13 protein-coding genes are annotated in these 11,146 nt (G+C 63.1%); 4 read left to right on the forward strand and 9 right to left on the reverse strand.

Annotated features, from left to right (window positions below):
- The first annotated feature begins 29 nt into the window (after nt 1–29).
- Both CJZ82_RS13795 and corA read left to right on the forward strand, forming a co-directional pair.
- A complete protein-coding gene (locus CJZ82_RS13795; protein ID WP_094556340.1) occupies nt 30–1,049 on the forward strand; it encodes a zinc-binding alcohol dehydrogenase family protein in 1,020 nt (339 codons plus the stop codon).
- 16 nt (nt 1,050–1,065) lie between these two features.
- Nucleotides 1,066–2,202 carry a magnesium/cobalt transporter CorA gene (corA, locus tag CJZ82_RS13800; protein WP_094556341.1) on the forward strand — a complete coding sequence of 379 codons (1,137 nt, stop codon included), beginning with the start codon at nt 1,066–1,068 and terminating at the stop codon, nt 2,200–2,202.
- Between the two features lie 144 nt (nt 2,203–2,346).
- Here the strand turns inward: corA and mtnA are convergent, their stop codons facing one another.
- Complete coding sequence (mtnA, locus tag CJZ82_RS13805) at nt 2,347–3,531, reverse strand: S-methyl-5-thioribose-1-phosphate isomerase (RefSeq protein WP_094556342.1); 1,185 nt, start codon at nt 3,529–3,531, stop codon at nt 2,347–2,349.
- A 152-nt stretch (nt 3,532–3,683) separates the two neighbouring features.
- Here mtnA and CJZ82_RS13810 point away from each other — a divergent pair, with 152 nt between their 5' ends.
- Nucleotides 3,684–4,055 (forward strand): VOC family protein, encoded by a 372-nt coding sequence (locus CJZ82_RS13810; RefSeq protein ID WP_094556358.1) that lies wholly within the window; start codon nt 3,684–3,686, stop codon nt 4,053–4,055.
- A gap of 17 nt (nt 4,056–4,072) precedes the next feature.
- Here CJZ82_RS13810 and CJZ82_RS13815 read toward each other — a convergent pair whose 3' ends face one another.
- The 4 genes from CJZ82_RS13815 to CJZ82_RS13830 all read right to left on the reverse strand — a co-directional run bounded on the left by CJZ82_RS13815 (nt 4,073) and on the right by CJZ82_RS13830 (nt 7,567).
- A complete protein-coding gene (locus tag CJZ82_RS13815) occupies nt 4,073–6,061 on the reverse strand; it encodes a monovalent cation:proton antiporter family protein (RefSeq protein WP_094556343.1) in 1,989 nt (662 codons plus the stop codon).
- Entirely contained in the window at nt 6,042–6,449 is a 408-nt protein-coding gene (locus CJZ82_RS13820) for a hypothetical protein (protein ID WP_094556344.1), read from the reverse strand. Before CJZ82_RS13820 ends, CJZ82_RS13815 begins: the two co-directional genes overlap by 20 nt.
- Before the next feature lie 136 nt (nt 6,450–6,585).
- On the reverse strand, nt 6,586–7,005 hold the full coding sequence (locus tag CJZ82_RS13825; protein ID WP_198949782.1) for a hypothetical protein: 420 nt from the start codon (nt 7,003–7,005) through the stop codon (nt 6,586–6,588).
- Nucleotides 7,006–7,141: 136 nt separating this feature from the next.
- On the reverse strand, nt 7,142–7,567 hold the full coding sequence (locus CJZ82_RS13830) for a hypothetical protein (protein WP_094556346.1): 426 nt from the start codon (nt 7,565–7,567) through the stop codon (nt 7,142–7,144).
- Nucleotides 7,568–7,844: 277 nt separating this feature from the next.
- Here CJZ82_RS13830 and CJZ82_RS13835 point away from each other — a divergent pair, with 277 nt between their 5' ends.
- Nucleotides 7,845–8,588 carry an SIMPL domain-containing protein gene (locus CJZ82_RS13835; RefSeq protein ID WP_094556347.1) on the forward strand — a complete coding sequence of 248 codons (744 nt, stop codon included), beginning with the start codon at nt 7,845–7,847 and terminating at the stop codon, nt 8,586–8,588.
- Nucleotides 8,589–8,624: 36 nt separating this feature from the next.
- On the opposite strand, the gene CJZ82_RS13840 is transcribed toward CJZ82_RS13835, so the two are convergent.
- From CJZ82_RS13840 to CJZ82_RS13855, 4 genes are all read right to left on the reverse strand, one after another.
- On the reverse strand, nt 8,625–9,257 hold the full coding sequence (locus CJZ82_RS13840; protein WP_094556348.1) for a hypothetical protein: 633 nt from the start codon (nt 9,255–9,257) through the stop codon (nt 8,625–8,627).
- A 140-nt stretch (nt 9,258–9,397) separates the two neighbouring features.
- On the reverse strand, nt 9,398–9,979 hold the full coding sequence (gene speG / locus CJZ82_RS13845; RefSeq protein ID WP_094556349.1) for a spermidine N1-acetyltransferase: 582 nt from the start codon (nt 9,977–9,979) through the stop codon (nt 9,398–9,400).
- A 40-nt stretch (nt 9,980–10,019) separates the two neighbouring features.
- Nucleotides 10,020–10,376 (reverse strand): hypothetical protein, encoded by a 357-nt coding sequence (locus CJZ82_RS13850; protein WP_094556350.1) that lies wholly within the window; start codon nt 10,374–10,376, stop codon nt 10,020–10,022.
- Nucleotides 10,377–10,632: 256 nt separating this feature from the next.
- Nucleotides 10,633–11,100 (reverse strand): transposase, encoded by a 468-nt coding sequence (locus CJZ82_RS13855; protein ID WP_255380939.1) that lies wholly within the window; start codon nt 11,098–11,100, stop codon nt 10,633–10,635.
- Nucleotides 11,101–11,146: the final 46 nt, after the last annotated feature.

The following is an 11,146-nucleotide window of genomic DNA, read 5'->3' on the forward strand; positions in this document are numbered from 1 at the left end:
TCAGGCCCGGAGGCCTTCGAGCTGAGCCGATGAGAGCCGTCGCCGCCATCCGATCCCTGCCCAGCAACGATCCCGCCTGCCTGATCGATCTGGAACTGCCGCTGCCGGTGCCCGGCGAGCACGACCTGCTCGTGCGGGTGGCGGCGGTGAGCGTGAACCCGATCGACACCAAGGTGCGGGCGTCACTGCCCGCCGGCGGCAACCCTGAACCGCGCGTGCTCGGCTGGGATGCCGCCGGCGTTGTGGAGGCCGTGGGTCCGGCGGTGCGCCGCTTCCGGGCCGGTGATGCGGTGATCTTCGCCGGAGCCCTGAACCGGCCCGGCACCAATTCCGAATTCACGCTGGTCGACGAGCGGATCACGGGCCGCAAGCCGCGCTCCTTCTCCTTCACCGAGGCGGCAGCCCTGCCGCTCACGGGCCTGGCGGCCTGGGAGGCGCTGTTCGAGCGGCTGGGGCTGGATCCCGACGGCGGCGACGCTGGCCGCTCACTGCTGCTGATCGGCGGAGCCGGTGGGGTGGGCTCGATCGCCATCCAGCTGGCCAGGCAGGCCGGCCTCACCGTGATCGCCACCGCCTCGCGACCCGAGAGTCAGGCCTGGGTGCGCGAACTTGGGGCCGACTTCGTGATCGACCACAACGCCGCGCTGCCGCCGCAGCTGGCAGAGCTTGGCCTGCCGCAGGTGGATGCGATCGCCAACCTCCACGACACCGCTGCCTACTGGGACGCCATGGCCGAGGTGATCCGGCCGCAGGGGGCGATCACGGCACTGGTGAGCTGCAACCAGCCCGTGAATCTCGACCAACTGAAGAACAAGAGCGTGCGCTTCGCCTGGGAATTCATGTTCACCCGCTCGCTCTACGGGACGCCCGATCTGGCGGAGCAGGGCACGATCCTGGAGGCCATCGCCACGCTGGCGGACAGCGGCAAGCTGCGCAGCACACTGACCTCCGTGCTCAGGCCGATCGATGCCGCCAACCTGAGGCGGGCCCACGCCCAGCTCGAAACCGGATCCACCATCGGCAAGCTGGTGGTATCGAATGAAAGCTGAACCCGGAGAACACGCCATGCCCGGTTCCTCGCGAAAACGTTCGAACCAAGTGGGAGCTCAGAAGCGCAAAGTGCGAGGCGAGAGCATCGCGAAGGCGATCAGGCAAGCCTCCGGGAAGGCCGGGATGGCCCCTGGCACGATGGTGTTCATCGGCGAGCAGAAGCTCGCCAGACCGCGGATCGAGATCTTCGACTTCAACGCCGAGGCGGTGAGAGAACTCCCGGATGTCGGGCTGCAGGACTGCTTCGACCTCAACATCGATGAGAGCAGCGTGGTCTGGATCAACGTGAACGGCGTTCACGACATCGGCGTGATCCAGGCGATCGGGGAGCACTTCGGCCTGCATCCAATGACGCTGGAAGATCTCGTGAACACGGCACAACGCCCCAAGCTCGAAGATTTCCCTGACTATCTCTTCATCGTGCTCAAGATGATGGAGTTCAGCGAGGCAAGCCAGACGATCGCCACCGAACACGTGAGCATGATTCTCGGCAACAACTATCTGCTCACCTTCCTGGAGGACGAGGGGGACGTGTTCGATTCCGTGCGGGAGCGCTTGCGCGCCGCCAAGGGGCGGGTGCGCCTGATGAAGGCCGACTATCTCGCGTTTGCCCTCATGGATACGATCGTGGATCATTACTTCCTGGCGATCGAGCGCGTTGGCGATCGCATTGAAGAGATCGACGACCGGATCCTGGAAGACCCGCAGAAAGGCGACATGAATGAGATTCACCATCTCAAGCGCGGCATCCTGGGCCTGCGCAAGGCCGCCTGGCCGTGCCGAGAAGTGCTGGGAGCGATCGAGAAGAGTGAATCAACGGTTCTTCGGCCCGCCACGAAGGTGTTCTGGCGCGATCTCTACGATCACAGCATCCAGGTGATCGACATGGTGGAAACCTACCGCGACATTCTCGGCAGCATGCACGACACCTACCTCTCCAGCATCAGCAACCGGATGAACGAGGTGATGAAGACCCTAACGATCATGTCATCGATCTTCATTCCGCTCACATTCATCGCCGGTGTCTACGGCATGAACTTCGAGAACATGCCGGAGCTGAAGTGGCCGCTCGGATACCACGCCACCCTGGCCGTGATGCTGCTGATCGGGTTGGTCCTGGTGGGGTATTTCAAACGTCGTAAGTGGCTCTGAGGGCATAGCGTTGCGCCCTGGCTCAGCCGGCGGCCTTCAGGCGCTCACAACCTGGGGCGGCGCCAACGACCGCGACTAACAGCTGTACCTGAAGCCCTGCGCGGCGAGGAAGGGTTGGTGGGCCTGAACAAATGCGCCTAAACCCTATCGATCGGCCTCCAGACCCATGGCCGCCTGAGCTGGCACCCCGCTCGGAACGGATGTGGTGGGTGGGGGGACAACCTCGCCGTAGAGCTCTCGCAGCCCTTTCTCGCTGGCCGGGCCCACGCCCCGCTCGGTGATCAGGGCCGTCACCAGCCGTGCCGGGGTGACATCGAAGGCGGGGTTGAAGCCCTCGCTGCCCTGAGGCGGGAGCTGGACCGTGACGAGCTCACCTGCGGAGGCTCCGGCAGAGGACAGCCCCTGGATGTGGGTCACCTCCTCGGAGGAGCGGGCCTCGATCGGGATCTCGGCCACGCCATCGGCGAGGCTCCAGTCGATGGTGGAGGCAGGCAGGGCCACGTAGAAGGGCACGCCGTTATCGAAGGCGGCGAGGGCCTTGAGATAGGTGCCGATCTTGTTGCACACATCACCCGTCCGGGTGGTGCGGTCGGTGCCCACGATCACCGCATCCACGAGGCCGTGCTGCATCAGGTGGCCGCCGGCGTTGTCGACAATCACGGTGTGGGGCACCCCCTCGCGGCCGAGCTCGAAGGCCGTGAGGTTGGCGCCCTGGTTGCGGGGGCGCGTTTCATCGACCCACACATGGATGGCCAGGCCGGCCCTGTGGGCCTTGTAGATCGGTGCAAGGGCAGTGCCCCAGTCGACGGTGGCCAGCCAGCCGGCGTTGCAGTGGGTGAGCACTCTTAAAGGCTCCTGCTGCCGCTCGGGAGGCCGCGCTGCCGCCAGCTGCTGGAAGAGCGCCAGACCGTGATCGCCGATCGCCTCGCACATGGCCACATCGGCATCGGCGATGGCGGCTGCCTCCAGCGCAGCGGCAGCGGCCCGCTCGGCCGGCGGCAGCGGCGCCACCCGATCGCGTACCCGCTCCAGCGCCCAGCGCAGGTTGATGGCGGTGGGGCGGGTGGCATTGAGCTGCTCAAAGGCGGCAGCTAGCGAGGCATCGCCTGGATCCGCCTGCAGGGCAAGCTTCAGCCCGTAGGCGCCGGTGACTCCGATCAGGGGAGCGCCGCGCACCACCATGGTGGAAATCGCTTCGGCGGCCTGATCAAGCGTGGCGAGCGAGCGTGTGCAGAAGCGGTGGGGGAGCTGGGTCTGATCAATCACCCCCACCGAGCGGCCACCCTCCTCCAGCCAGATTGTGCGCCAGGCCTTGCCGTCGATGTTCATCGGATGCCATGTGCCACCAGAAGCCGACTCATGCTGACAAACAGTCCGCCAGCGCCCTGGTGAGCCCGGCCCAGCGGGAGAGTGGACAACAGCTGGGACCAAAGGGTCTCAAAACTCCGCTTAGGCTGGTCCTGCACCTGGCCAGACGAGCGATGTCGATCAATCCCGTCACCTGGTTCGAGCTGAATGTGCACGACATCGAACGTGCCAAGGCGTTTTACGCCGCGGTTTTCAGGGTGGAATTCGAGGATATGTCGAACGAGGAGATGGACTACTGGTGCTTTCCGATGGACGACAAACAGATGGGCGCCGGTGGCGCGCTGATGCGCATGGCCGGCTGCGAGCCCGGCAAGGGCGGAACGATGGTTTACTTCAGCTGCGACAACTGCGCCGTGGAAGAAGGGCGCGTGGTGCCGGCTGGCGGCCAGGTGTGCCGCCCGAAAATGGCCATCGGCGAATTCGGTTTCATCTCCGTGGTGCTCGACACCGAGGGGAATCCGATCGGGCTCCATTCAATGAGTTGATCCCGTGTGTCGCTTCTTCAGCGCACGCTGGCTGGATCCCACGCCTCTGGACCGATCACGAAAAGGATGTCGCCCGCGAGCAGGCTGGTGTGGCCGTGGGGATGGGTGATGGGTTCTCCGGCGCGGGTGATCGCCAGAATCGTGACATTGTGGTCGGCTCGAAGGCCGCAGCTGGCGATGGTGTGGCCCACCAGCGGTGACTGTTGGCCCAGACGGAGGGAGTGGGTGGTGAGGTGGGGGACGGCCACGCGCAGGTCGCTCACCACCGTTGACTCCGGGGAGAGGCTGCGGGCCATCTGGCGCCAGTCGCCGCGCACCTCACCGATCAGTCGCTTGATGTCGTCTCGGGGCACGAGCATCCGCGCCAGCACGCGGGAGAACACCTCGATCGACACCTCTAGTTCATCGGCGATCACCTCGTCGCCTCCCAGGGTCAGCAGGGTTTCCACCTCGCGCAGATAGCGGCTGCGCACAAGGATGAAGGCGTCAGGAGCAAAGCGGCGCGCCAGTTCCACGATGCGCCGGGCACCTGCTGGATCATCGATCACCACCACGATGGCGCGGGCCTGATCGGCATGCACCAGACTCAGGATCGGCTCCTGGCTGGCATCGCCGTAATGAATCGGCTCGCCAGCGCTTAGGGCGTCGCGCACGATCGCGGCGTTCACATCCAGCACGGCATAGGGGATGTCGCAGCGCCGGGCCGTGCGAGCCAGGTTGGCACCGGTGACGCCGAAGCCCACGATCAGGATGTGGCCGCTGAGGCCATCGTTGCTGCCTGAGCTGACTGGCACCAGGCGTCGGCGCTCCAGCCGCCGTAGAGGGGTGGTGGCCACCCAGGCGGCCAGCCTTGGACCACCGGCCACCAGCGCTGGGGTGAGCATCATGCTGAGCACGGCCACATCGAGCACGGCCTGGAAGATGTCGGGCCCGAGCAGGCCTGTGCTCACTCCCGCCTTGGTGGCCACCAGGGAGAATTCACCCACCTGGGCGAGCGCCAGGCCGGTGAGCACCGAGCCGCCCAGGGGCAGGCCCACCACCAGAGCCGAACCAGCGGCCACCAGGGGTTTGACCAGCACCACCCCCAGTGTGAGGAGCAGCAGATCAAGCGGGTGGGAGAGCATGAACTGGATGTCGAGCAGCATGCCGATCGACACGAAGAACAGGCTCATCAACACATCGCGAAATGGCAGCATCACCGCCACCGCCTGATGGGAATACTCGGACTCCGAGAGAATGAAACCGGCCAGAAAGGCACCCAGCGCCAGGGACAATCCCAGCGACTGGGTCATCACCGCGATGCCGACGCAAAGGCTGAACACACCGAGAAGAAATGCTTCCGAACTGCGGGTGCGGGTGATGCGCTCCAGCAGCCAGGGCACGATCCAGCGCCAGGCCAGCCAAGCCACGAGGGCCACAAGGGCAATCCTCCCCAGCAAGGCTGAGATCGCCCCTGCTCCCGACGAAGCCCCGACCCCCGCGAGCAGGGGAGCCATCAGCATCACGGGTACTACACCCACGTCCTGATAGATCAGGATCGCCAGAGTGGTGCGCCCATGCGGTGTTTCCAACTCGGCACGCTCCTGCAGCATGCGCAACACGATGGCCGTGCTGGAGAGCGCCACCACGAATCCCACATAAACCCCCTGGCCGGGTGAGAGCCCCAGCCCCGTGCAGATCGCCCCCACGAGGGCTGCAGTTCCAAAGAATTGCAAGGATCCGCCGATCAGAAAGTGACGTCTCAGACGCGCCACATCAGCCAGGGAGATCTCCAGCCCGATCACAAACAGCAGCAGAACAACGCCGATCTCGGCCAGCAGTTCGATCTCGTGCACGTTCTGCACCAGCCGGAACAGATCCGGTCCGGCCAGAACACCAGCCACCAGCAGGCCGATCGAACTGGGAATGCTGAAGCGGTGACAAAGCACCACCGCCACGGCCGACATCGTGAAGATCACGACAATGTCGATCAGGAGGGATGTCATGTCACTGCCACTGGCGGCCATCGGTACTGCGGTAAGTTCCCCCACCCTGGTTGCCGCCGCCGGCCCCCAGGGCCTGCATCAGCAGATACACCTCCAGAGTGTCTCCCTTGCGCTCGATGCTCTGCTCGAAGCAGAAAGCAAGGGGATAGAAGTCGGGCTTGAGCACCAGCTCCCTGCGGAGACTGCGGCGGGTGACCTCAAGCTTGTATAGCTTGCAATCCTGCAGCAGAAACGCCAGCTCCTCGCCGTTGAGGGTGGTCTGGAACACGCGGCCGCCCTTCTGGGCCACCTCCTGCTGCAGCCGCTCCAGCCGCCGGGCGGGTGAGTTCCAGACGTGCAGCGCTGTCATCAGCACCAGGACAAGGCCGCCCACCAGGACCAGGGCAGGGAGGGGCCTGAATGCAGCCATGGGCGAAGCCCGGGCGACGTTACAGGTTACCGGGGCTCAGGTGGGAGCCCTGGGACGATCACTGTCTGGTGTCCGAAGAACGTGCTGACGGCAAGACGGGTCCGGACTTGCGGGTCACGTCGTCTGGATGGAAGGGTCAGTCAGCGCCTGGCCGCCGCTGAAACAGGATTGCACCTCCCAAAGCCATAAGCCCACTGTTTCGGAGCGCACTACCGATCGTCTGAAGGATGTCTGGAGAGGGAATGAGCGCCAGCAGCAGATTCAGGGAGAGACCCGATGCAAAGAGCAGCAGGGCCCACCGGGGCCGCCAGCCCGCAAGCAGTGCCGACCAGACGAACAGGAAGCCTCCGATCACCATGACGGCACCGTGGAGCGTGTACAAGGTGCCCAGACGAGACCACAAGGCCTCGTAGGTGGGAATTCCCTCAGCGATGGCATACAGAGTTGTATGGGCGAAGTAGGTGAAAGCAACTCCATAGAGACCTGCACCGATGAGGCCAAGCAGGTTCTGCCGCGGTTCATACACGGCGTAGAGACCGAGAAGCAACCAGGGCATCGGCAGGAAGGCGACGTAGTTGAGCCAGAGTTGCGCTGTCGAGAAAGTGCAACGCTGGTGCGACAAGCGCGGCGATGCCCACGGCCATGGCCAGGTGCGACCGGGGTGGTTCTCGATGGTTCATCGTCGCAATGGATCAGGCCAGGTGCTCCTGTCTGGCGAAGGCCTGATGCCTGGGAAGACGAAGCCTTGGCATGGCAGCGAAGACGAGGAGCATAGCCATGTAGACCGAGCCTGAGACTTGATCTCGGCTGCTGATGTACTGCGCGATGGACCGTTCCTGAAGGATCATGGCGAGGGTCAACTCTGCTGCAATGACGAGGACCAGGGCCAGGCCGCCAGTGATCAGCGTGCGGATCGGTGAGCAGATTTCAGGAAAGCGGCGAAGAATGTGCCCAGCTGCCAAGTAAATGACCACAGCCATGATCGGCATCTCCGCAAGTTCCGCCCATCGTTCACCGATGCGCGGGACAACGAGGGGGACCCTGAACAGGCCGAGCAGGAACCCGGCGCCCAGAACGATGACGCAATACGCGAAACCAGCTTGGATGACTTTTGACATGGCTGCGTAGGGCAAGGATGCTGGATTGACAGAAAACCCATGCTCCCATCATCTGACGTCTGAACTCAGCCGCGCCAATAAGAGGCTCGGTTGGAATCAATGGACAGGACACTTCACCTCGACTCCATGAGCGCACTCAAAGGCGCCAGCTCCATGTCCACGAGAGTGACCAACTCGTCAACGAACTGCCTGCTGAACGCAGGCGGCTGCAAAAAACGCGAAGACGTGATCCTTCGGGGCTTCAGACTGCACAACAAGCTCAGCCACCCCAAGGGCCATGGGTCCACTCTCCCCGCTCGTGAACACCCTGCGCCGCACGCCACCGCTGGTTTTCGCCATGGCGGTACTGGCCACGGGTCTGGTGGTGGCCAGCAGTGTGCTTGTGAAGGGGATCCGCCGCGGCAACGACACCATCACCGTGACCGGTTCCAGCACCGAGCGCATCACCAGCGACTTCGTGGACTGGACCGTGGAAGTGGCCCGGAGCGCACCGACCCTGCAGGCCTCCTATCAGGAGCTGCAGCCGGAGGTACAGCGCACCATCGCCTTCCTGCGGCAGCAGGGCATCGCCGCAGATGCCATCAGCCGCAACCCGATCAAGTCCGAAAAGTCAGACGTGCGCGACTCACGCACCGGTGTGCTGCAATCCACCACCTTCACCACCCGCCAGCAGATCCGCATCAGCAGCCCTGAGGTGGAGAAGGTGGCCGCGGTGGCCCAGCAGATCGGTGAGCTCGTGGGCCAGGGGGTGCCGCTCACCATCAACGATCCGGCCTACACCAGGCTCTCCGAAAAGCGGGTGGACATGCTCGCCAAAGCCACCCGCGATGCCCGGCAACGCGCCCGCGAGATCGCGCGCCAGGCCGGCTCCCGCATCGGCGTGATCACCCAGGCCGACACCGGCTCGTTCCAGATCACCGTGCCCAATTCCACCGAGATGAGCAGCTACGGCTCCTATGACACCACCACGATTGAGAAAGACATCACCGCCGTGATGGGTGTGACTTTCCGGGTGGAATGAGTCGGGTGGAGTGAGGGGCCGGCCCAGAGTCAGGCGTCACCTCGCCCCGATGGCGACAACGGCCTGCAGGAGTTCTGTCGCCCGTAGAATGATGGGTGCGGCCATCGGTTCTCGCTGCATGACGTTCATCGGACCTTCGCCAAAGTACAGACCATCGGAGACAAGGAAGGTCAGGCGGATGTTGTCGCGTTCCGGTGGCGCCCGCCTTGCCTCCTTCCAGGGACCGATGGCGTTGACGACAGGTTGGGACATCGCGAAGAGGCCCTGAACCAGGCGCGCCATCGCTGGAGCGTCGTCGAGCACCGATATCCTGCCGCTCTGATTGACGTAGCGAACGCCTCCATCGGAATAAGCCGCCAGCGTATCCAGGCCTCCAGCAAGAGGGACTTCGATGATCACGCCGAACAGTTGTCTGGAAGACACTGACTCACCGAGATGGCGCAATTTCTGATAGGCCAGGTACCGGATCCGCCCGTCCTGGCTCTCATCAGCCGCCAGGGTCCGAAGCGCCTGGAGATCCGGCAGAGCCGACGCCAGAGTGGCTTGCCACGGTGCTGGCTCCTCACCTGAACGTGCCAGGAAGGCTGAGGCGTCGTCGCAGAACAACAGGTTGTAGATCGTGTTAGCCGCCTCGGAGGGATAAGGGAAATACGGGGGGTGAGGAGGCATGATCGCCGCTGGCGGGGAGCTTTTGCAGGATGTGAGTGTGAGGCAGGCGAGAGGGGCAGGAGTTCAGCCATGGGGAAAGGCCCATGGGATGGCGATGCAACCCTTGGCATGGCCGCCGGAGAGCAGAAACCTGAAACGGCTCAAGCCGTTGGCTCGGGTGAATGCCGCAGACACTCACCCTGTGGCTGCATCAGGCAGCGTTGCCGAAGCCTCTCAAAATAAATGTCCTGGAGGATATACATCCTCCTCACATCCTGGTAGCGGCCACCACTGAAGAACTCCTTGACGAAATAGCCCTCTTCGGTAAAGCCACAGCTTTCATAAAGGCGAATCGCTCTTTGGTTCTCGATGGCAACCAGGAGATAGACCTTGTGGAGGTTCATGATGCTGAAAGCATAGTCCAGCGCTCTGCCGATGAGATCCCTGGCAAAGCCCTTCCCTTGATGAACAGGGTCAATGATAATCTGGAATTCAGCCCGGCGGTGGATGTAATCGATCTCAATGAGCTCAACCAGTCCGACAAGCTGCTGCTGGGTGTCTTCAGCAATGAATCGACGCTCGGCGTTATCGTGAATATGTCTGTTGTAGAGCTCTTCAAGTTCATCAAAAGATTCATAGGGCTCTTCGAACCAGTAGGACATGATTTGTCGATTATTGTTCAGGCGATGAACAAAGCGCAGATCCTTGCGTTCAAGCGCGCGAAGCGAAAGATCACTGCTCATGGCGACAATCTGTCCTGGATGGAAGAGTCATACCAGTGGCTCACTCCGCAGTGCGCACAGGATCGCGGCAAAAGCCGCTGCTGCTGATCGGCCCGGCAGGCAGGTAACCCCAGGCTGGGTCGGAACTGAAGCTGTACATCTGCCGACCGGCGCGTTCCACCTTGAACAACGTCCAGCTGTTGCGCTCGCAGCTGAGGCCGATCACCGCCCGGCCATCAGCCAGGGGCACCTCCACGTGCCGGATGCCGTCATACACGTAGAGCAGGCGTGCCTTGGCATGCTCCAGCAGCGCCGTCAGGGGCTGACCCTGGGCCTGGGGCTGGGCAGTTGCAGCAAGCGGCAGGCACAGCACAATCGCCAGCGACACCAGCTTCGCCACGCCAAGACCACAAGCCATGGGAAAAGGATCCGCTTTCCACCAGCCTGCCAGTCCTGTGGCCGCAAGCGAACCCCGCCATGCCAAACGACATCCCGACGCCGGGGCAATGACTAGGTGGCCGACCAACAGCATGGATCATGGTCAACCGATGAACGACCAATCCTGGGATCGGGGGGTGAGTAAGGGACTCACCCGCTCGATCGAGCCTGTGCGCAACTCGTGCCGTAGCCCTCGCCTAGCTCCTACACCAGTCGAGGCTCTTCAGCTGACTTGATTAGGTAGCAAACTCCGCACTCCTCAGGAGTCGTTCCGGCCGTGCGGTGCAACTGCATATGGCATGAGCCACACGCTCGGTCAGTGCTGCCAGATTGAACCGCCGATTGAAGCGGTAGCTGAATGCGCCCAGGTAACGGTTGGCGTACTTCTCAAAGCGCAGGGCATGGAAGCTGCCGCTGAAGCTGGTTTTCAAGTTGCTGAGTACCGTGTTGATCCAACGGAATTCTGGTAGTTCATTGGGATGGCGACCCTTTACGACCACAGGTTGATGGAGGCAACCGACTTCTGTCACGGCGCGGAAGCAGGCCAGCCCATCAGAGATCACTTCACAACCTATCGCCAATGAATCCTGGGCCCAGTCAGCAATAGCGGCAAAGGAGAACGTGGCCACAGTGGCAAGCTTCACGTGCCGGGGCAGGGCTGATTCAAAGTGTGTCACAGGCGCTCTGGCCTGAGCCGCACCCATGGGTTTTGGTCGGTGGGAGTGCTCCCTCCTTGTGCCCGAAACCTCC

It is taken from the genome of Synechococcus sp. 1G10, assembly GCF_002252625.1.
Taxonomy (GTDB): Bacteria; Cyanobacteriota; Cyanobacteriia; order PCC-6307; family Cyanobiaceae; genus Regnicoccus_A.